This window comes from Microaerobacter geothermalis (assembly GCF_021608135.1).
GTDB classification, from domain to species: Bacteria; Bacillota; Bacilli; order DSM-22679; family DSM-22679; genus Microaerobacter; species Microaerobacter geothermalis.
The window spans coordinates 1-21,368 of sequence record NZ_JAKIHL010000006.1 but is presented as its reverse complement, the minus strand read 5'-3'; the positions used below and the strand labels follow the sequence as shown (position 1 = coordinate 21,368).

Sequence of the window (21,368 nt, the reverse complement as noted above, 5' to 3'; positions counted from 1 at the left end):
TTTTACACCACCTTCGCTCCCTGTCCCTGAAAGTAAATGGTGATTTTACTTAATGTTCCGGGCAAAGTCGTTTTATAGGATATCCTGGCATATTTCAAAAATGTTGGTGCCACCAGAACTTTCATTCTCCCTGCTTCGATTTCTTCAGATGGAGTATCGGTTTGATAGCTGATTTTATCGGGAGAAATCTCTACTTGGGCAACCACAGTGGAAGGCCCGTGGTTTATCACGGCAAAACTTCCTACCTGAGTAAGGGACATATCCAAGAAAGGGATAGATTTTATCACGCAATCAGCCGTTAAATCAGGATACGCCTCTTCAAGATATTCAACTGGGGAAATGGTAATGGAAAATTCACCTGTGACATATAATTTTCCTTCTTCATCTACTTTAACAGGCTTCAGCTCGCCGTCTTTTGTTCTTCCATATATTAAAAGACTATCCTTATAAGATTCCAAAGGTCGAATATTGAGGGGATCATTTTTACTGATTTCCAATTTTTCTACATATAGTTTTTCTCCTTTTATCTTGTCTGCGGAAATTTTATCGGCGAAAAAATCTTCGACGGTTAAATGATTAATCTTGGATTCTTTCACCTTCATCTTTTTTATTGCGGATCCTTTTACAGAAACCTTCTTTATTTTCGATTGTTTCATGGTGCTGTGTCTGCTCAAAAAATGATCATTCTCTATGGTCCTTACCCGGGCATGGGAGGGACGATTTTGATTGATATAGATCGTTTTTACAACCTGCTGGATATCTTGAGCGACATGAAAAAGTTTTGGCAGGTGCTTATTCATCCGATTACCTCCCATCATTTGGTACAGAGTCATTATTGCATTGTATGAAAGTTACTCCTGATCAGTGAAAAATAGTTTCACGATTTTCTTTGACTTACATAGTTTGAAGATATAGATGTGGAATTAAAGATTCACATGTCCGCTAGTCGAGTTCGTCTATGAAGTGATTCAGGTCCGCTTCAAGTCTCAAGAACGGAACCTCAAAAACATCTGGGTATTTCAAAGGTGGAGTCAGTTTGAGGGCTAATTCCCGTTCTTTAGCCTTTTCGCTTAGCACGAACTCGAAGACAGTCCTTAGTGAATTCTTTAATTCCGTCTATATAGAAGGTAAAAGAAAATCTAAAGTAGGGATGTTTATGATTCACGGATCGGTTCACCTTCCTTCAAGCAGTCATATCGGGGAGTATGTCGTCATTGAGGAAGGCGTAAAATTGGGGGAACATGTGACGATTGGCCATCATACCGTCATATTAAGGGGTACACAAGTTGGTGATCATGTCTCCATTGGTTCACACTCTGTCCTTGGTATTCAGCCAAAGGGTAACAAGCAAATGCGAAAATCCCAATCCTCCGTTTCAAAACATTTGATGATTCAATCCAACAGTCAAATTGGAAACCATGTTACCATATATTCCGGAACAGTTATTGATGAAGAGGTATTTATCGCAGATCAGGCGAGTATCCGGGAAAATGTTTTTATTGGAAAAAGGACGGTTATCGGCAGGGGAGCGATGATTGAACTTAATACTACGATCGGAGCATATTGTACCATTCAGACACTGGCTTACGTAACAGGGGATACGATCTTAGAAGATCATGTTTTCTTAGGGCCTTGTGTTTCCATGTCCAATGACAAATATATGGGAGCCGAAGCTTACACATTGAAAGGACCTCATATCCGGGAAGGAGCAAAAATAGGGAATAATGCCAGCTTACTGCCGGGAATTACTATTGGAAAGCATGCGGTAGTCGGAGCCGGTTCAGTGGTGACCAAACATGTTCCTAACTTTCAAACCGTGGCGGGCGTCCCTGCCAGAGAGATAAAGAAAAGGGGAAACAACGATGATCAGGAGTGTAAACCATGATACCTCTTATTGATTTAAAGAAAGAATATGAAGAACTAAAGAAGCAAATTGAAGCGGCAATTAAAGGAGTATTAGAAAGCGGTTCATTTATTCTGGGAGAGAAAGGGAAGGAACTTGAAAAAGCGATAGCCAACTTGATTGGAACTTCCTATGCCATCGGTGTTGGAAACGGAACTGATGCTCTCTTGCTTTCTTTAGAAGCACTAGGTATTGGTCCCGGAGATGAAATCATCACGACTCCGTATTCCTTTTTTGCCACGGCGGAGGTGATTGCCCGGGTAGGAGCCACGCCTGTTTTTGTCGATATCGATCCGGAAACCTATAATATAAATCCTGACTTGATTGAAGAAAAAATATCGAAAAACACAAGGGCAATCATTGTTGTTCATTTGTTTGGTCAGGCGGCAGAGATGAAGCCGATTATGGATATTGCCAACAGCTACCGATTACAGGTGATTGAAGATGCCTGCCAAGCTATGGGTGCAGCTTATCAGGGAAAGCCCGTCGGTTCCTATGGTGAAATCGCCTGTTTTTCTTTTTTTCCGTCGAAAAACCTGGGAGCATATGGGGATGGGGGAATGGTGGTTACCAACGATGAAGCTCTGTATGAAAAGATATCTGCTCTACGAAATCATGGAAGCTATAAAAAATATGTTCATACTTGTATTGGTTTAAACAGCCGTTTGGATGAGATCCAGGCAGCCATATTGCAAGTAAAGATGGAGAAACTCCCCCAATGGAATCAAAAGCGAAGAGAAATTGCCGCCAGGTATTCAAAAAATTTGGCAAACTTGGTTCATACGCCGATTATTGCAGAAGGAAGGGAACATATTTTTCACCAATATTGTATTGAAACGGAATTTAGGGATGAACTGGCGGAGTTTCTTTATCAACAAGGGATTGCAACAGCGATTTATTACCCTATCCCCCTTCATCTGCAGCAGGCTTTTTGTCATCTTGGTTATAGGACAGGAGATTTTCCTGCAGCTGAACAAACGGCAAAACGAATTCTGGCTCTGCCCATCTATCCAATGTTAGCTGAATCTCAACAGGAACGCGTAATTACCTCCATTCAACAATATTTGGGTGGTAAAAATGAAACCACTTAAAATAGGAGTTGTTGGGGTTGGCAGTATGGGGGCGAATCACTGCCGGGTTTTACAAATGTTAAAGTCAGCTGATTTTGTTGGTGTATATGATATCAATCAGATGAAATGTGAACAAATTGCTGCAAAGCATCAGGTTCAACCATTTTTATCTTATGAGGATCTGTTAAAAGCAGTTGATGCCGTGATTGTGGCTGCACCATCATTAACCCATTATGTTTTAACAGAGCAGGCAATTCTCAGGGGAAAGCACGTCCTTGTTGAAAAGCCGTTTGTACCATCATTGGAAGAAGCCAAACAACTCATTCATTTAATGGAAAAAAAACAAGTCATTTTACAGGTTGGACATATAGAAAGATTTAATCCGGCTGTGCAACTATTATCTGAGGTGCTGCATCCCCAAAAAATGATCTCTCTCGAGGCAAGGCGCCTGGGAGCTCCCCAGAGAAACATGGATGTTGATGTGATTCTTGATTTGATGATCCATGACATTGATATTATTTTGCATTTGGTAAAAAGTAAGATAAAAAGAATGTCTGCGGCTGGTGTATCGCTTTTCCATGAAAGACAGTTAGACATTGCTTCTGCTTTGCTTTCTTTTGAGAATGGGATGATCGCCAACCTGGTGGCCAGCCGGATTTCTCAAGAGAAAATAAGAACATTGGAAATTACCGAATCAGAGAGGTATATAAAAACCAATTATTTAACAAGGGAATTGTATGTGTATCGAAAAACCAATTCATTATTAACGGAAAATTCATCTTATCATCAGGAAAGCATTGTTGAAAAAATACTGGTTCCTTATGTTGAGCCTCTGTTTGCTGAAGTAGAGCATTTTATTCAGTCTGCCCAAACCCATCAACCCCCTAAAGCAGGACCCCATGAGGCAATGAAAGCATTGGAAGCAGCTTTAAAAATTAAAGAGTGCATAAGAACAAACTAAACATTTTACTCTTGGATAGGCATTATCCCTTTTTTTTCTATTTGCACTTGTACCCATATCAAGTAGTCACTCCCTTTCATATCTTATATTGCGTCCATTTTATATCAGGGGGAGTGAGTTAAGAATGCCAAACTTTGCTGTATTTAACCCAAGACCGGACAGTTTGAAAGCATTAATTTACGGCAGTAATGATGGGGGAACGACGACACAGGTTTTAAACACCGATACCAATGGTAAGTTAAACATGGCTACAGTCGATACCATATCAGCCATTTCAGCTGGTACCTTAACGTCAGTAGGAACGGTCAGCACAATATCAGCCATTGAAGCAGGAACATTAACCTCAGTCGGGACAGTAAGTACGATATCGGCCCTTGTGACCGGAACATTGGAGGCGGTGTCAGGAGCAACGATTACCACTGGTACGCTTGCGGCGGTATCGGGAGCAACGATTACAGCGGGAACCTTAACGTCAGTAGGAACGGTCAGCACAATATCAGCCATTGAAGCAGGAACATTAACCTCAGTCGGGACAGTAAGTACGATATCGGCCCTTGTGACCGGAACATTGGCGGCGGTATCGGGAGCAACGATTACCACTGGTACGCTTGCTGCTGTCTCAGGGGCAACGATTACAGCGGGAACCTTAACGTCAGTAGGAACGGTTAGCACAATATCAGCCATTGAAGCAGGAACATTAACCTCAGTCGGGACAGTAAGTACGATATCGGCCCTCGTGACCGGAACATTGGCGGCGGTATCGGGAGCAACGATTACCACTGGTACGCTTGCTGCTGTCTCAGGGGCAACAATTACAGCCGGTACGATCACCACCATATCAGAAGCAAACTTTACCCAGTTTAGCACAACGGATCTTAATTTTACTAATACTTCATTTACACCAATTTCATCTTCAACCATCACCCGTGATACCTATAAGTACAAGACCTATTCCTACTTTATCGTAAACCAGACAGGAAGCAGTGTTGTCGACTTGCAAGTAGAAATCAGTTCTGACGGAAACAACTGGTTTGTGGATAACTCTGTGTCATCTCTTGCCGCAGGCAGTGTAGAAGTTTTAACATCAATCAGGTTCCTGAAATATACCCGCTTAAGTTATAAGACCGCCGGGAATTCAACCATCGATGTTTATCTTGATGCACAAGTATAATCCAAAAAACATAATGATGAATAAAGGGTATATGAATTTTTCATATGCTCTTTTTTTCTAGGAAAGAGGGATGAAGCTTGGAAAGGATAGCCCTGATCATCGTTTGTGTAGATAATCATACCCCCAAAATAGAGTATCAATGTTTCCAAGATGTCATTTACTATGATCCCGAAAAAGGACAAACATGGCATCAGGTGCAAAAAAGACTAAATCAATTATCCGTCAAATGGGTGTTGCTTTTATATTCCAACGAGAATCTCATAGCCAAAGATTACTGGTTCGAAGATTTATCAATTTACCAAAAAGCTTATCAACGGTTGTATCAAACAGAAACGTTTCTCACATTTTCTTCTCTTCTTGATGCAGTAAGTTTTGGTAAAGCATCACCACCTTCCTTACTGGAGATTAAACGGAAAGAGATAGAATGGGAAAAAGAAGGCTGGAGGAAAAATCGGACTATTTATTTGCTGGAGAAAGGGGACTGGGCAGAGGCGGAAACAATTGTGAAAAATGGAATAGCAGAGAATCCGGTAGCAGACATGTGTTATTTACTTGCTCATTTGTACGATCAGACCCATCGTTATCATGAAGCAGCCGTTGCAGTTGAAAAAGGGATAGAAATACATGATGATCAAGCAGAAATAAGTAAAGCAAACCTGTTTTTGCTGCAGGGAAAAATTGCAGAAAAAACGGGTGATTATAAAAAAGCTGTAACTGCCTATCAATGCTCTTTTCATGAATCGGAACAAGCTGAAGGGCTGGTTTGCTGGGCGGAACTTATGGAAAGAGAAGGGCATAAAGAAGAAGATATTCTTCGACAGCTGGATGATTTTTTTGAGGAAGGAGAATATTCTAAAGAGCATCTGATCGAAGTGATGGTTCAAATCGGAACTTTTTCGGCGGCGATGAAAATGATTCAGGAAACAGGTTTAACAACTCGTAAGTACGAATGTTTGATTATGACCGGTCAGATTCCTCAGGCGATTGATTGGTTGCAGGATAAATGGGAACTTCAGCCAAACCTGTTGCTGGATCTCATTTTGTGCTATCTGTCAGAAAAACTTCCTGTTCCTTATCAGCAGTTGAAAAAAATAGAAATGCAGGAGGAAGGCCCCCTATTTATTCAATTATTAACCGCGAGTTCATCCATTTCACCACAATCGGTTTCCAAAAGGGACCGTGAACTGCTTTCTCTCTTGCTGAACCGTGCTTTGGAACTAAGACTTGTTCATGTTGCTGAAATGCTCCATCAACCCTTCGAGGATGAACTTTTTCTCGGAAAAAAATTGTACCAGAAAGGATATGTCATGAGATCCGCAAGCTGTTTTATTGAAGCATTGGAAAAACAGAAGCTGGATCATGAGGGGTATCGATATTTGGGAGAAATTTTGTATCATCAGGGAAAATATGAAGAAGCTGCTTCATTTTTTGATTATGTGCTGAGTCAGTTCCCATCCGACGCTTCATTAAGAACAGCCTTGATTTTATCTAACCTGCAACAAAGTTATCAGTTATTAAATGAGTCATTAACCATGTTTCCCTCCTCAACGTTTCTCAGGGAAGAGAAGGAGAAAGTAAGAATGAATATTGAGCGACTGGAACACACCCATGCGTTGACCCAATGGTCAGGAATGGAAAGGAAGAACTACTATGTCTGAAATTTTACTCTCTTTATGCATGATTGTAAAAAATGAGGAGAAAGTGTTACACCGATGCCTGGAAAATGTCAAAGGGACGGTTGATGAAATCGTGATTGTGGACACAGGCTCCACAGATCGAACGGTTGAGATTGCTGAAAAAGAAGGGGCACGGGTTTTCTATATGGAATGGGAAAACGACTTTGCCAAAGCACGCAATACAGCCATTGAACATGCCAGGGGAAAGTGGATCCTAATTTTGGACGCCGATGAGTTTCTTCTGCAGGAAGAGGGGAAGTTGCTTCGTCAACATATCGAAGAAAACCCTTCGTTTGATGCTTTTTTTCTTCAGTGCGTCAGTTACTATGGTTTGGAGAAAAAAAGGTTAGGTTCTTCTGTAAATCCCTCTGTTCGGGTTTTTCGAAATCTTCCGGGTTACCGCTATAAGGGAAGAATCCATGAACAAATCGCTGACCCCATTTTTAAAGCAAATCCTAAGGCTAAATTCCAATTCCTAGATATCCAAATTAAACATGACGGGTATCTCCTGGAGGTGGTTCATGAAAAAAGCAAGTCAGAGCGAAACATAAAAATTTTGGAAAAAGAGTTGGAAGACACACCGGATGAATGTTTTCACCGCTATAATATGGCTGTTGAATACATTCGCATCATGAAGTATGAGCGGGCTTTGGAGGAGCTGAGGAAGGCAAAAAATCTAACGGATATTAAGAAAATAAGCTATGGCCATATCATTGTAAAACGTGAGATAGACTGCCTGGAGTATCTTGGAAGAATCGATGAAGCGATTAAAGTATGTGAACAAGCTATTACCGACTTTCCGGATTACCCGGATCTGTACTTAAGCAAAGGGGTATTCCATTATTTGCGAAAGGAATGGGATCAGGCAGAAGTGGCCTTTTTAAATGCCCTGGAGATCGGTGAGGCACCTCTCCACTACAGCTCAAACCAGGGGGCTGGAACTTATTATGCCAGTTTTTTTCTTGGAAAAACCTATGAACAAATGAATCGCTTTGATCAGGCAATATCCTGTTACATGACCACTTTGCAATATAAACCAAACTCCCTTCCCCCTTTTTTGCGTTTGATATCCTTACTGGTCCGGGATTCATCGGGATTGAGTCGACTGCTGGATAAAATAGAACATCTTTTTCGAATTCAGTCTCCCAAGACATGGTGGAGCATTGCCCTTTCTTTCTATCAACTTGGGTTATTTCATCTGGTGATTCAGGTTTTGGAAAGATATCCTGTCCCTGGGGAAAAAGAACTTGAGAAGGCCTGGTTATATACCCGTTGTGTCCTCCTGCTTTCTGATAAAAAGGAGACGGAGGAATTTGTTCAATCATTGGATGTTGATCCTTTTACCGAAGCCAAACTTCAATTTTATTTATCGTTGAAGCTTAATGAGGCGGATCGTGCATGGGAGTGGATAAAAGTAATTGAACAGCAAGAAGGTGATAAGCTTCTGTTAAATTTATATCAGTTTATTGTTCATGATGATGAGCAGTATCACATTCCTATGGAATTGGTACAAGTCTTGCCCAATTGGACTTGGAACGAGCTGAGTTTTCTTTATCAGCTGGCTGAGAAAGAGCAGCAGCCGGAGCTGAAGATTCGAATCAAGTCTTATTGGCGTGCATTAATCCAGTTCACCAATGACGCCAAGCAAAAAATTGAAGGGCAGTTTGCTTTAATTAAAGCCCTGAATATTCGAGTTCACCAACTGTTGTTGACTACTGAAGAAAACCTCCGGTATGAAGCCCCATGGAATGAGGTAAAGCAGCGTTTGCTCACGCTGATTGACGAGTTGTTTATGGGTGAAATCTTATGAGTCCTTTCGATATTTCCCTATGTATGGTTGTAAAAGATGAGGAGCAGTTCCTGGCCCGGTGTTTGGAATCGGCTAAACCGTATGTATCGGAAATCATTCTTATTGATACCGGTTCAACCGATCAAACGGTTTCAATAGCCAAAGAGTACGGGGCCAAAGTGATTTCAATGAACTGGAATCATCATTTTGCTGAGGCTCGCAATCTAGCTTTATCCTATGCGAAGTCTTCCTGGATCTTAGTTTTGGATGCCGATGAACAAATGGAAGATGTGGACAGAGAAAAACTGCATCAACTGCTGCAGGATTCAAACGTTTCTGGTTACTACGTAAAGGTGATGAATTATTATGGCAAGCAGAAAGGGAGCAATTTCGAAATAGATACTGGTTGCCGCCTGTTTCGCAATCTTCCTGGAATCTTTTATAAAGGCAGGATTCACGAAGATATTACCCTCAGCTTGAATGAACAGTATCCGAAAAAGGAAATAAAACATACGGATATCTGTGTTCATCATTATGGATATTTGACTGAGGTGATTTCAGCAAAAGAAAAAGAGAATAGGAATTTAACTCTGCTGCAAAAAACAATGGAAGAAGAACCGGACAATCTGTATTATCAATATGTATTGGGTACGGAATTTTTTCAACGGGAAATATACGATAAGGCCATATTTATCTATGAAAATATATTGCCTCACGTATCCGTTATGGACGGCTATGCTTCCGCTTTGTTGTTTAAAACAGTATACGCCTATAAAGAGCTTGGGGAGAGAAAAAAAGCTTTGGATTTGGCCCATCAGGGGATATGCTACTACCCTGATTATGTGGATTTAATTGAACTGCGCTCATTTTTGCTGATGGAAGAAGGGCAATTGGAAGAAGCATATCGTGAGCTAACCCGGTGTCTTGGTATTGAGGATATTTCAGATAAGTACACCACATCATCCGGGGCCGGAACATACCGAACCCGTTTTTTGCTCGGATTGGTTTGTGAAAGGCTTTACAACTGGGAAGAGAGTGCTTCCCACTATGAAGCATCCCTTCAATTAAATATATCACTTACAGCCAGTTATTACCGTTGGCTGGATATTGCTTTTCTCACATTTCCTCTGGAAAAAATTTTATCTGTCATCTATGAAACCTTTGAGGAAATGGACAGCGAATTGAAGTGGAGATCTTTTTTCTTATACGCCATGAAGTGGGCCTGGGCAAAAGAAGCCCTTGATGTGCTTAACACAATGGATGAGGAACATGAGGAGATGATTTTTCTCCGGTCCGTATTTTTTGCCCAGTCAGGGAATTGTGATCAGGCCATTTTTTTGCTAAATCAAATCATTGGGCAAAATCCAAAACCCCACTATTTGATTTACCGTTGGGCAATAACCAGCCAACCCCATCATGCATATTTTAATCTTGATGGATTATATCAGGCATCTCAGATGGACCACACCCTATTCCCAATCATTGAAGTGCTATTAAATCATTCTATATCTCAAGAAATCAACCAGGAAACGTGTAAACAGCTTCTTTATTCACTGATATTGGTTAAAGCTTGGGACGCTTTTTTACATTTGTTTCAACACTTGCTTCCTTATACACAACGAAAAATTGAAAAAGAATGGTTTCCCGGAATATTTCAAGCACCGGCACATATAAAAGAAAGGGTAGTATTGATCATGAAAGATCACTATCAGGAATGTTCTTATGAAGAACAGATCTTTCTGACATTGTTGTCTCTTACATTAAATGATGTGAAGAACTCTTACCAATGGCTGACCGACTTACGTTCGAAATATCCTTGGCGTATTGAACCGATCATTGGCCTATCATCCCTTTATAGCGGATCCCATTCCGGATTACAATACTTTTTGCTGGTAGATAGCTAATCATGAAACAGGTGAAAGGATATGAAACCGCCTCTTGTATTTGCCCATAGGGGGGCTTCATCAGAAGCTCCTGAAAATACAAAAGCCGCCTTTTTAAAAGCATTGGAACAAGGAACAGATGGCCTGGAATTTGATGTTCAGCTTTCCAAGGATAACAAGGTTGTTATTTTCCATGATGAAAACCTGGAGCGAATAACCAGCCTTCAGGGCTTTATAAAGGATTATTATGCTGATGAACTGAAACAAATTGATATCGGATCATGGTTTCACAAGAAGTTTTCCAATGAGAGAATCTTATTGCTGGATGAACTTTTATCTTACATTTCTAGACATCGGTTGCCGTTAATCATTGAATTGAAGAATGCTTTCTTGCCATATCCTGAGCTAGAGAAAAAGGTAATCCATTTAGTAGAGAACTACCAATTGCAAGATCATGTTATCCTTTCATCATTTGTTCCTAATAGCTTAAGGGAGTGTAAAAAATGGGGTCCCGATATAGAGACGGCAATGCTTTATTTTCCCATGTTCAGAACCCCTTTTCAACTGGCCAAAGAGGTTGGGGCATCACAAATACATGCACCCTGGAAATATGTCAATGAGGGGTTTATGGAACAAGCCCAAAGCCATGGCCTTAAAGTATGTCCCTATACGATCGACAGAAGAGAAACCATACTGAAGATGGTTCGTTTGGGGGTGGATTCATTCATCACGAATAAACCGGGGAAAACAAAAAAGCTTATTCAGCATCAGTTCTCTTCAGTTTGCCGCGGATCAAAGCAGCCAAAAACAGAATGACAGGCAATCCAGTACTGAGCGACGTCGTGATTTGGGGCCAGGGTGTGGTAAGGAAGTCCACAAAACGATTATGATCATAACCCAGTAGATAAGTACCGATCATTAATATCAGGCTAAGGGGAAGTATGATGTACCAGTCTTTTTTTATCCCGGTCGTTTGTTTGAAGCTGTACATGGCACAATAAAACATCACCATGGACTGAATGATGACTCCCCATACAAATAAAATCATCATAATTAACTCATAGCGCGGTAAATATAGGGTTAACTGGGCGCTTCTAGCCATCTGCATACAGGTTACCACATACTGTTTGGTAATATCCGCACCCATCACTCCAATTTCAAATAAAGGCCAGGTAACTGTTAATAATGTTGCAGCTATCATGGACTTGAAGGTAAGGGAATAGGCTTTTTTCTTTTGATTTAATAGAGGAAAAAGCATTCCAACGGCTAGGACAGCAAAAGAAAGATCAGGAAATAGATAGATGCTAGAAGTTATATTTTTGACGATTCCTCGATCAAAGAGGGGAAGCAGGTTCATGATATCAAATTTGGCGATAGACCCTATCACCATCAAAAAATCCAACAGAATCGTCATGATCAAGGCAAACAGTGCCAAGCGAAGAATCACTTCAATCCCTAAAATCACTCCATACATCGATAACAGCACATAGCTGACAGTAAGAACGATCATCGGAGTTTCCGGCAGCAGATATTCCTTGATGTGGAGGGTGATGACATTGGCAGACGTGGTGAAGGCTACTGAGAAAAAAAGAAAAAGGATAACTCCTATCCATTTTGCCGGCCATTTACCTAAAAGGTGAGATGAATATTGGAGGATGGTTTTATCGGGAAAGCGGGAGCCAATGAATGTCATAAAAAGCATGATAAGGGTTCCGATGACAAACCCAATGAGCATCGATGTCCAAACGTCGGCTCCCACTTGTCTCGATAGAACTCCTGAGGTAAATCCAATGGCTTTTCCAAATACTAAATTGGGGAATAAGGAAAAGTATTGAATTTGATCGATTTTGGCATTTCTCATTTGTAATTCCCACTTTCCACCTTCTCAATTTTCATCGGTTCTTGATACAAGGACATTTTATTGATGTGAATGTCCACCTGAACGGTAACCGGAATCTCTGGGAAAATTTCTTCCCATTTTTCTTTAATACCGCCATACCATTTTTCCCGATGCTGGATATGAATCGTTCTGCCAAAACCCAGTATATCGCTTTTAAACTCCTTTTGTACTTTTTTCACACCTAGTTTAATCTCATTTCTAATCTCGTCATTTGCCAATTGCTCCACTTTCTCTTTCAATTGTTCCGTACTTAGATGGGTCAAACAGTCCTGTTCGGTTATGTCTCCCCTGGCAGATGCCTTGATGGTAATCGATGGCATGTTGTTGTCAATTTTGGAAATCAAATCGGTTTGAGCATATCTTAATTCTATGGAGATTTGCTTTTTTTTGTTCTTTCCGCATGGTACGGTGATAATGGCATTATTCATTTCATTGCGAATCCAGGCAAGTCCCCTGGTTTCTTCCGGAGAAACCCACCCGACCAGCTTCGTATCCTTAAACACCGCTCCACCTGCCAATTCTACCTGTTTTTCTCCTCCGTGTTCCTGTTTATTTTCCGTAGAAATGACCCGTTCTCTCATTCGTAAACCGGATACCATGGGCTGAATGGAATCGCTTAAAAAATCGGAAAATAAATCAATCACTTCCGTTTTCACACTCTCAGACGGAAGCTCACTGTATCGGAATAGGCTGGAAATGGACATGGCAGGAATATTTTCCAAGCCTGTTTTTGCAGAGACATAATTCCTGGCTTCACCTCTGGCAACAGCCACCCAGGTTCTCATGCGCAGTTCTACATTACGGGTGAAGAAATCAATCACCGGGGTAATATCGTCCCTGGCAACTGATTCACCAATGATAATGATGTTGTTATGGGCCCACATGATTCTCCTCGATGAAAATTTAGCCAGATTGCGGATGGCTTCAAAAATAGTATTTCCTTCTGCACTGGCGGTCCAGACAGGTTCATCAGCAGCTGCGGAGCCTCCTTTTCCAGGCTGCCCTCCTCCAGAAGGCTTGGCAATTTGAACGGTCACTCTGAAATCATCGGTATTCTTCACTTTATCAATGCCAACTGCCATGACCAGAGCCAAATCATTTAATTCCCTTGAGTCCCAGCAGCCAGAAAGAGAGAAAATCATCACAAAAACAAACATGGACACAACCCCCTTTTTCATGCTTCATTTCTCCTGTTTCTTATCTTCCTCCAGGATCTGCCTTTGTTGGAAGGGGGTTTAGGCTTTAAATCTTCCTCCTCAATCTGCCTTTTAGAGTTTTGGCCTTGGGTATTTTGAGGTCTTTGCAACATGGTCCACCAGGGAACCCTTACTGCCACATCTTTCATATCTTTCATCCGAAGCGGGCTGATTGGAGCTAGGTAAGGGGCTCCAAAGGAACGCAGGGATAATAAATGCATCACAATAAATATTGTTCCGGCGATAAATCCAAATACACCAAGAGTTCCAGATAAAAGTAAAAGGGGAAAGCGAAGCAAACGCAAGGAAAAGGATACAGTATAGGCAGGTATGGCAAAGGAGGAGATGCCTGTGGCGGCAATGATAATCACCATAGTAGGAGAAATAATACCCGCCTTTACCGCTGCATCCCCAATGACCAGTGCTCCGACAATACTTACGGCCTGCCCAACTTGTCTGGGCATCCGGATTCCTGCTTCCCGGAGGATTTCAAACATCGTTTCCATTAGCAAAGCTTCGATGATGGCCGGAAAGGGAACGGATTCACGACCTGCTGCAGTATTTAAAGCTAGCGGAGTAGGGATCATTTCCTGATGAAAGGATACGAGCAGCACATAGATTGAAGGTAGGGTTAAAGATAGAAAGAATGCGGTAAATCGGATCCATCGGAGAAAACTGCCCATAAAATATCTTTCATAATAATCCCCGCTGGCTTGAAGAAATTGCCACATGACGGTGGGAACCATTAATACGAACGGGGTATTATCCACAATAATCACAATACGACCCTCTAAAATGGCTGCAGCTGCTTTATCCGGTCTTTCTGTATGTTCGATTTGAGGAAAAGGGGAGAAGGGGGAATCTTCAATATATTCTTCTAAATATCCGCTTTCCAAAATGCTGTCTACATCTATGCGTTTTAAGCGTTTTTTTAATTCTTCTAATATGCCTTTGTCTGCCAAGCAGTCAATATAGGCCAAAGAAACATCAGTTTTTGTCATTTTTCCAATTTTCATATTTTCAAAACGAAGGCCATAATCACGGATACGCCTTCTAATCAGAGCGGTATTGGATCGGATGGACTCAATAAAACCATCCCTAGGCCCTCTTACCTCACCCTCGGTAATTGGCTCTGAAATGGAACGGGCATCCCACCCCCTGGTGGCATGGATGATGACTTTATCAGAGCCCTCAATGAATAGGGCGGTATCACCGCAGACAATACTGTCCAGTATTTGTTCCCATTCTTTCATCATCTTAACGGATGATGTCAGAACTCCGGCTTCCATCAAACTGGATATGGGGTCTACTTTCACCATCAACTCTTCTTCATTGGAAAATTGGGAGTAAGATACCAAGGGACGCAGAATGGAATCGTCAATTTCTTGAGTATTAACCAGCCCGTCAATATAAATTAAAAATGCTTTTCGATTATTTAAACCGGGAATGACAAAATGGCGGTGTACGATATCTGCACTGCCGCCCAATGTTTCTTTCAGGTATTGTTCATTGTCTTTTAGTTTCCGGTAAGCTTTTGTCTGTTTTTCCATATGGTTCATCCCACGTTGTATTTTTCTTATTTTGTGCGAGAACCTCTACTTTATACCAGTTTACACTGGTTTATAGAAAGGAACTAAGGATTTACATGTCCGCAGTTTCTTCCATATATTGCACTATGGTATATTAAATTGAGAAAAATAGGACTGGGGAAGTTGCTATGGAAAGAACAAAAATCCTTTTTCACTTCTTTATATGGTATTTAGTTGATCGGAAGGATCCTACAACCTCATCAGTCGTTGAGATGGTGATAAAGGCTTTTGGGTCTATGGATAGGACGATCTCCTTTATTTCCTTAATTTCAAACCGCGTCATGACACAAAGGATAATCTTGGTCTCTGTATTGGAATATGCCCCTGATCCATCAAGATAGGTGACTCCCCGCTGCAGCTTTGACCAAATTTCTTCGGTAATTTCCTTTGGTTTATTGGAGATGATCATGGCCGTTCTTCTGCTTTGTGCTGTTTGAAGAGCATCCACCATCTTTGAAGTAACGAATATGGCGATTAATGTGTACATGGCCTGTTCCAAACTATACAGAAAAACAGACAGCATGACGATTAATCCATTTAATATCAACATCACTTGACCCACTGAATATCCATATTTTCTGTTTAGCAAGATGCTGATGATATCCATTCCTCCGCCGGAACCCCCAATTTTTAACCAAATGACCACTCCGGCTCCCAGCAGTAGTCCTCCGTAAATGGATGCCAGTAGAGCATCATTGGTTACATAGGCATTAACCGGACTGATCAGATCAATCATGGCAGAAAGGGAAACAACAGCAATGGCACTGTATATGACAAATCTTGTGCCCAACTGTTTATATCCAATTAAAAAGATAGGTATATTAAACAAGAAGTACAAAAGACCTATGCCTAATCCGGTAAAATGATTAATTACGATGGTAATACCGGTTAAACCCCCAGACAAAATGTTGTTTGGAAGAATAAGATAATTGAAGGCAATCGCATTTACAAATGAACCAATTATGATAAGAACAATATGAAAGCAATAGATATACATTTTTTTGAACATGATTTTTTACTCCCTAATATTAAAATAACCACCTAATTATAAGCATTTCCATTAATGTTGGCAATGACTAATTCAAACGATTGATCAGCTGTAGATATGACCTTGTGGGTGAAAGGGGTTTGGAGGTTGGAATTTAAAGTAATGACCTATAATATTCGCCACGGATTAGGGATGGATAAGAGGGTAAACTTAAGCAGAATTGCAAGGGTTATCCATGAGTCAGGGGCAGATATAGTCGGATTAAACGAAGTGGATGTATTTTTTTCCAAGAGAAGCGAATATGTTAATCAGGTAGAGTGGCTGGCGAACAGGCTCCTTATGAATCATGCTTTTGCACCTGCCGTTGGGACTAAGGATTTTAATAAAATGGGAGGATATGGAAATGCTGTTTTATCCAGATATCCAATTGTTGATTTCAGAAATCACCCGTTAAGAAATCACGGGAAAATGGAACCAAGGGTCTTGTTGGAGGTGAAAACAAGAATTGAAAAAGAAATCCTACATGTTTTTTCTACCCATCTCACTTTGTTAAAATATTTAAGGGCCAAACAGGTAGAAGAGATCCTGAAAAAAGTTCATCAGATCCGTTTGCCGCTCATATTTATGGGTGATTTTAACGCCAGGCCAAAGACGGAAGAAATATCGTTACTTAGGCATTCATTTCGGGATTGCTGGGAAACTGTTCATTCCGGACCGGGTTACACCTATCCTTCTGGTAACCCACGAAAACGAATCGATTATATTTTTGTCAATAATATGTTGAAAATCATCAGTTGTAAAGTTGAGACAGGCTATAATGAAGCGTCTGACCACCTTCCTGTCATCGCCACTTTACGATTAAAAACATGACAGCAGGTTAGCGCCATCAATCTTATCTCCCCAATATATGGATTGATGGAACTAAACTTACATGACCCGCAGGGTCACAAATTGATATGAAAAGGTATTTTCATATCAAAGAATTTACTAAGGACAGCCTTCGAGTTCGTCCTTAGCGGAGGGGCTAGAGAACGGGAATTAGCCCTCAAACTGACTCCAACATCGAATTACCCGGATGTTTTTGAGGGCTCCGTTCTTTAGTCTTGGAGCGGACTTGTATTACTTCTCGCTCGAACTCGACTAGCGGACGTGTAAATTTTTAGTTCTATCGGGAGTCAGTGGCGGTTACCCAAGGGATAAATAAATTTGAAGGGAAAAGAATCATGAAAATGACAAAGAATAAAATGAAAAAGATTTTGGACATCATTGGCGAAATGTTTCCTGATGCCCATTGTGAATTAAACCATTCCAATCCTTTTGAACTAACCATCGCCGTTTTATTGTCTGCTCAGTGTACCGATGAAATGGTAAACCGGGTGACTCCCCGATTGTTTTCAAAATACAAAAAACCCGAGGATTATCTAGCGGTTCCGCTGGAGGAGCTTGAGAATGATATCAGGCAAATCGGTTTATTCCGGAACAAGGCGAAAAATATAAAAGGACTTTGTGAAATGCTTGTAAAGGAATATGATGGACAGCTTCCCAGAACACATGAAGAATTAGTGAAACTTCCAGGAGTGGGTAGGAAAACAGCAAACGTTGTGGTTTCCAACGCCTTTGGAACTCCAGCGATTGCGGTGGATACCCATGTAGAGAGGGTTTCCAAGAGACTGGGTATCGCACGATGGAAAGACACACCGATTCAAGTGGAAAAAAAATTGATGAATTTGGTGCCTAAAGAGGATTGGACACAGACCCATCACCGTCTGATCTTTTTTGGGAGATATCATTGCAAGGCACAAAATCCTAATTGTGATTCTTGCCCTCTCTTTGACCTGTGCCGTGAGGGGCAAAAACGATTGAAGAAAAATCACAATGACAAAAATTAAAGGATTCATCGGTATAGTCTAAGGTCCCTTTACCAAAACTAAGAAATAAACGGTGTGAAGGGTGGAGAAAAAGTGGATGCTTTATATCCCAGCTATGTGGACTATAAAACAGGTTTTTCCATGAGAAACCAAATATGTCCTTACGATAATCACTCGTATGATGAGATGGCAGAATTGGGACATTGTTATGACTGTCCACTGTTTCATCAAGCTGCATGTGATTTGGCTTTCCAAGCTTTTCATTAAAGCTTCTCAAATTAGAGAAGCTTTTTTATTTTTCGTTATTTGTGAATGTTTGGTTCAACATCTACAGACCGCTTGGGAGTGGTCTTTTTGCATATACTCACTTCAACTTATATAATGTATAGGATGTATGAGAATAATTTGGACTTTATAAAATAAACTTGGGTGAGATTATGGAAAGGGGAAAAGGATTTGAAACGATTTTTTATCATTAGCCGAGGAGATCAGGCGTCACATGAAGTGGTAATTCATATTAGACAAGAATTACAAAAAAATGGCTGGCAAGAAGATAACCAGCACCCTGAATTGGTTTTTTCAGTTGGCGGGGACGGAACTCTCCTTGAAGCCTTCCATCATTTTACACACTGTCTGGATCAAACCGTATTTTTAGGGGTGCACACAGGGAAATTGGGTTTTTACACCGATTGGAGGCCCCATGAAGTGGATTTTTTGTTGGAACGAGTATTAAAGGACTCATATGAAGTCGTCACTTATCCGCTGTTGGAGTTAAATATCATGGGAAACAAAGGAAATGAGCGATATCTTGCTTTAAATGAATGTACGATCAAAAGTCCGGTTAAAACGTTTGTGGTAGGCATCGAGATAAATGGTGAAGAATTTGAACAATTCAGGGGTGACGGTCTTTGTTTATCCACTCCTTCAGGAAGCACCGCTTATAACAAAAGCGTGGGCGGAGCCATTATCCATCCTTCACTGGAAAGCTTTCAATTGGCAGAGATTGCGTCCATCAACAATAGGGTATTCCGTACAATCGGATCTCCGATTATTTTTCCACATCATCATGTCTGTGATTTAATCCCCAGAACGGATAGTCATGATTTTTTTATTACCATTGATCATTTAACGGTTCATTCAAATGAAGTGAATAAACTTCGTTTTCGGGTAGCACCTGAAAAAGTAAGGTTTGCCCGGTATCGCAAGTTTCCCTTTTGGACCAGGGTTAAGGAATCCTTTATCCAGGAATCCGTTGATTAGGGGAAGATATCAATTCAACATAGGGTTAATCCGTTAATTGGTATTCTTTTTTAAGCGAGGGCGGAGCATGTTTCACCATCTGGTTTAGGATAAAGGCAAGAAGTGTGACATCATCAAAGATTCCCAATGGGATTAGAAAGTCAGGCACGAGATCGAACGGAAACAAAAAATATCCGATTCCAAGGCTGATAAACAACAGTTTTTTCATGATAGGAACATCATTTGATTTGAAAAACGAAATGATAAAAGGTATGGATTTTCGAATCTGAAAAATAAAAGATAATCTTTTAATAAATTTCTTCATTGAAGGTCCCTCCGTTTTATAGCATTTCCTGGGCAAGCGCAAAAGATGAGAATTCTCGATGATTTTATACAAAAATTGTCGGATTTTAGGGAAGACTGCCTTCATCTGAAAGGAGTATTCCCATGAATAAATATATCATATCTCTATTGCTGATTATATCGTTTGTAACCACAGCCTATCTTTACGGTCCTTGGGCTAACTGTCCGCTGTTGACAAGAATCTGCTCAATTTCTTCCGGTTGAATATGGTCTTTTTGAGCTTTTACTTTTTCTATGTACCTTTTGTATATTTGCAGTTCTTTTTTTTCTTGAGAAAATGGGTTACCTTGTCTTTTGGAATTTGAAGCAATTCAGGATTAAAAAATAGTATACTTACATTTACGAGCACGCTTAACTTTTTTGCTTTTTCTGTCCTTTCCTGGGACCTTAAATTCTGATTGTCATCGTCCAGCTTTATTTTTACATAGACATAAATCTTCTCATAGGTCTGCTTTGAACGCATTCAGTAAATCCTGGGATGTTCGACTTAATCGTCCTTTATACGCTTGAAATTCCTTTGCTGCATCTTCCACCTGTTTATAATCATTCTCCCATTGCTTAGTATTGGAATATAAACCTTCCAATTTCCAGTTCAAATGTTCACCCAAGCGGATAAGACCTTTCCATCTATTATAAACAAGGATGGAGAAGAGATGGAAGTGAATGGGTCCAACTTTATTGCCTACCTGGAAAACCAGGATAGGGAGATGCGAAAAAATGCCTTTCATTCTGTTTATAAAACCTATGGCCAATATGAAAATACTTTGGCTTCCATTTTACAGGCAGAAGTAAACACCAATCATTTCTATGCCAAAGCCATGGGCTATCCCTCTGCATTGGCAGCTTCCCTGGAAACCTCGGAAATCCCGGTTTCTGTCTACGATAACTTGGTCCATATCGTCAATCAACGGCTAGACCTATAATATTGGGCCTGAAATAAATGCATACGTATGACGTTTATGTTCCCGTTATCCGCCAAAAGAATGAACAAATTCCATTTGGGAAGGCTGATGGTCTTGTAGAAAAGGGATCGTCTCCTTTAGGCGAAGAATACAGGAAAATTTTAAATGAGGGTTTTAACAACAGATGGATTGACGTGTACCCCCGAAAGGGAAAAACAACGGGAGATCGATCAAGCCTCATCAAAGGAAGAACTGATATTCTACTTAAATCACTATTTGGAGCAATTTAGGACGACTTTATTCAGACAAACCATGTTTGCGGAATTTGAGAAACTGATTCATGAAAGGGCAGAAGAGGGAGAAGTTTTAACCGCCGCTTATCTGAAGGGATTGTATCACCAATTAAATAAAGAATATTATGAAAAAAAGTGGTGATTGATCCAGTAATTGATGTGGAGTGGGCTAGAATTCCCCATTTCTATAAAAATTTTTATGTGTACCAATGTGCCACCGGCTTTTCCGCAGCCAATGCATTGGCCCATCATATTCGTAAACCAGGAATGTCTGCGGTAAATCAATATCTTGATTTTCTAAAATGCGGATCAGCAAAAGACCCGATCACCTTATTAAAAGAAGCAGGGGTGGAAATCAAATATATCGTGTCAAGCGTCAGTGAAAATGTCATATTAAAACGTCAGTGATTCTGTCACTTTTTTAGATGTTCTTCATCCCTTGAGGGATGCTAGCTTGTATCGCTCATTTCATCAAGGGTAAAGGCAAAGCCCTCGCTGTCGCTCGCCCTTGATTTCATTCACGATACAAGCTATTAGGGCCATTAAGGGATGAAGGATGACCTATCTGTTGTAACAG

Annotated in this window: 24 protein-coding genes; 15 read left to right on the top strand and 9 right to left on the bottom strand. The window is 40.6% G+C overall.

What is annotated here, in order from left to right:
- Window positions 1–2: 2 nt before the first annotated feature.
- Entirely contained in the window at window positions 3–800 is a 798-nt protein-coding gene (locus tag L1765_RS04800) for a DUF6385 domain-containing protein (protein ID WP_236405517.1), read from the bottom strand.
- Window positions 801–1,156: 356 nt separating this feature from the next.
- Between L1765_RS04800 and L1765_RS04795 the strand changes: the two genes are divergently transcribed.
- The 8 genes from L1765_RS04795 to L1765_RS04760 all read left to right on the top strand — a co-directional run bounded on the left by L1765_RS04795 (window position 1,157) and on the right by L1765_RS04760 (window position 11,269).
- Complete coding sequence (locus L1765_RS04795; protein ID WP_236405516.1) at window positions 1,157–1,885, top strand: acyltransferase; 729 nt, start codon at window positions 1,157–1,159, stop codon at window positions 1,883–1,885.
- The gene (locus L1765_RS04790; protein WP_236405515.1) at window positions 1,882–2,994 is read left to right on the top strand and encodes a DegT/DnrJ/EryC1/StrS family aminotransferase; all 1,113 of its coding nucleotides are present in this window, start codon (window positions 1,882–1,884) and stop codon (window positions 2,992–2,994) included. Before L1765_RS04795 ends, L1765_RS04790 begins: the two co-directional genes overlap by 4 nt.
- Window positions 2,981–3,934, top strand: coding sequence for a Gfo/Idh/MocA family protein (locus tag L1765_RS04785; protein ID WP_236405514.1), 954 nt, complete (start codon window positions 2,981–2,983; stop codon window positions 3,932–3,934). The genes L1765_RS04790 and L1765_RS04785 overlap by 14 nt, the downstream gene beginning before the upstream one ends.
- 124 nt (window positions 3,935–4,058) lie before the next feature.
- Window positions 4,059–5,105 (top strand): DUF6385 domain-containing protein, encoded by a 1,047-nt coding sequence (locus tag L1765_RS04780; protein ID WP_236405513.1) that lies wholly within the window; start codon window positions 4,059–4,061, stop codon window positions 5,103–5,105.
- Window positions 5,106–5,182: 77 nt separating this feature from the next.
- Window positions 5,183–6,763 (top strand): tetratricopeptide repeat protein, encoded by a 1,581-nt coding sequence (locus tag L1765_RS04775; protein WP_236405512.1) that lies wholly within the window; start codon window positions 5,183–5,185, stop codon window positions 6,761–6,763.
- Complete coding sequence (locus tag L1765_RS04770) at window positions 6,756–8,591, top strand: glycosyltransferase family 2 protein (RefSeq protein WP_236405511.1); 1,836 nt, start codon at window positions 6,756–6,758, stop codon at window positions 8,589–8,591. Before L1765_RS04775 ends, L1765_RS04770 begins: the two co-directional genes overlap by 8 nt.
- Window positions 8,588–10,474, top strand: coding sequence for a tetratricopeptide repeat-containing glycosyltransferase family 2 protein (locus L1765_RS04765; protein ID WP_236405510.1), 1,887 nt, complete (start codon window positions 8,588–8,590; stop codon window positions 10,472–10,474). Before L1765_RS04770 ends, L1765_RS04765 begins: the two co-directional genes overlap by 4 nt.
- Before the next feature lie 21 nt (window positions 10,475–10,495).
- On the top strand, window positions 10,496–11,269 hold the full coding sequence (locus L1765_RS04760) for a glycerophosphodiester phosphodiesterase (protein ID WP_236405509.1): 774 nt from the start codon (window positions 10,496–10,498) through the stop codon (window positions 11,267–11,269).
- Here L1765_RS04760 and L1765_RS04755 read toward each other — a convergent pair.
- The 4 genes from L1765_RS04755 to L1765_RS04740 form a co-directional block, all read right to left on the bottom strand.
- Window positions 11,211–12,314, bottom strand: coding sequence for a GerAB/ArcD/ProY family transporter (locus L1765_RS04755; protein ID WP_236405508.1), 1,104 nt, complete (start codon window positions 12,312–12,314; stop codon window positions 11,211–11,213). The two genes, L1765_RS04760 and L1765_RS04755, sit on opposite strands and share 59 nt — an antisense overlap.
- Window positions 12,311–13,510 (bottom strand): Ger(x)C family spore germination protein, encoded by a 1,200-nt coding sequence (locus L1765_RS04750; RefSeq protein WP_236405507.1) that lies wholly within the window; start codon window positions 13,508–13,510, stop codon window positions 12,311–12,313. Before L1765_RS04750 ends, L1765_RS04755 begins: the two co-directional genes overlap by 4 nt.
- A gap of 17 nt (window positions 13,511–13,527) precedes the next feature.
- The gene (locus tag L1765_RS04745) at window positions 13,528–15,099 is read right to left on the bottom strand and encodes a spore germination protein (protein ID WP_236405506.1); all 1,572 of its coding nucleotides are present in this window, start codon (window positions 15,097–15,099) and stop codon (window positions 13,528–13,530) included.
- A 190-nt stretch (window positions 15,100–15,289) separates the two neighbouring features.
- Entirely contained in the window at window positions 15,290–16,147 is an 858-nt protein-coding gene (locus L1765_RS04740) for a YitT family protein (RefSeq protein WP_236405505.1), read from the bottom strand.
- A gap of 126 nt (window positions 16,148–16,273) precedes the next feature.
- On the opposite strand from L1765_RS04740, the gene L1765_RS04735 reads away from it, so the two are divergent.
- The 4 genes from L1765_RS04735 (at window position 16,274) to L1765_RS04720 (ending at window position 19,254) form a co-directional block, all read left to right on the top strand.
- Window positions 16,274–16,996, top strand: a complete 723-nt coding sequence (locus tag L1765_RS04735; RefSeq protein ID WP_236405504.1) for an endonuclease/exonuclease/phosphatase family protein — start codon at window positions 16,274–16,276, stop codon at window positions 16,994–16,996.
- A gap of 359 nt (window positions 16,997–17,355) precedes the next feature.
- Window positions 17,356–18,015: an endonuclease III gene (gene nth, locus L1765_RS04730; RefSeq protein ID WP_236405587.1), complete on the top strand. Its 660-nt coding sequence runs from the start codon at window positions 17,356–17,358 to the stop codon at window positions 18,013–18,015.
- A 72-nt stretch (window positions 18,016–18,087) separates the two neighbouring features.
- Entirely contained in the window at window positions 18,088–18,261 is a 174-nt protein-coding gene (locus L1765_RS04725; RefSeq protein WP_236405503.1) for a hypothetical protein, read from the top strand.
- 189 nt (window positions 18,262–18,450) lie between these two features.
- Window positions 18,451–19,254, top strand: coding sequence for an NAD kinase (locus tag L1765_RS04720; RefSeq protein WP_236405502.1), 804 nt, complete (start codon window positions 18,451–18,453; stop codon window positions 19,252–19,254).
- Between the two features lie 25 nt (window positions 19,255–19,279).
- Here L1765_RS04720 and L1765_RS04715 read toward each other — a convergent pair whose 3' ends face one another.
- The 4 genes from L1765_RS04715 to L1765_RS04705 form a co-directional block, all read right to left on the bottom strand.
- On the bottom strand, window positions 19,280–19,558 hold the full coding sequence (locus tag L1765_RS04715; RefSeq protein ID WP_236405501.1) for a YkvA family protein: 279 nt from the start codon (window positions 19,556–19,558) through the stop codon (window positions 19,280–19,282).
- Window positions 19,559–19,739: 181 nt separating this feature from the next.
- A complete protein-coding gene (locus L1765_RS16175; RefSeq protein WP_407942201.1) occupies window positions 19,740–19,832 on the bottom strand; it encodes a hypothetical protein in 93 nt (30 codons plus the stop codon).
- On the bottom strand, window positions 19,829–20,059 hold the full coding sequence (locus tag L1765_RS04710; RefSeq protein ID WP_236405500.1) for a hypothetical protein: 231 nt from the start codon (window positions 20,057–20,059) through the stop codon (window positions 19,829–19,831). Before L1765_RS04710 ends, L1765_RS16175 begins: the two co-directional genes overlap by 4 nt.
- The gene (locus tag L1765_RS04705; protein ID WP_236405499.1) at window positions 20,037–20,192 is read right to left on the bottom strand and encodes a hypothetical protein; all 156 of its coding nucleotides are present in this window, start codon (window positions 20,190–20,192) and stop codon (window positions 20,037–20,039) included. The genes L1765_RS04710 and L1765_RS04705 overlap by 23 nt, the downstream gene beginning before the upstream one ends.
- A 57-nt stretch (window positions 20,193–20,249) precedes the next feature.
- Between L1765_RS04705 and L1765_RS04700 the strand changes: the two genes are divergently transcribed.
- The 3 genes from L1765_RS04700 to L1765_RS15910 all read left to right on the top strand — a co-directional run bounded on the left by L1765_RS04700 (window position 20,250) and on the right by L1765_RS15910 (window position 21,199).
- Window positions 20,250–20,519, top strand: coding sequence for a M3 family metallopeptidase (locus L1765_RS04700; RefSeq protein ID WP_236405498.1), 270 nt, complete (start codon window positions 20,250–20,252; stop codon window positions 20,517–20,519).
- Window positions 20,520–20,663: 144 nt separating this feature from the next.
- Entirely contained in the window at window positions 20,664–20,933 is a 270-nt protein-coding gene (locus L1765_RS15915; protein ID WP_268928719.1) for a M3 family metallopeptidase, read from the top strand.
- On the top strand, window positions 20,930–21,199 hold the full coding sequence (locus tag L1765_RS15910; RefSeq protein ID WP_329609989.1) for a M3 family metallopeptidase: 270 nt from the start codon (window positions 20,930–20,932) through the stop codon (window positions 21,197–21,199). Before L1765_RS15915 ends, L1765_RS15910 begins: the two co-directional genes overlap by 4 nt.
- Window positions 21,200–21,368 lie beyond the last annotated feature (169 nt).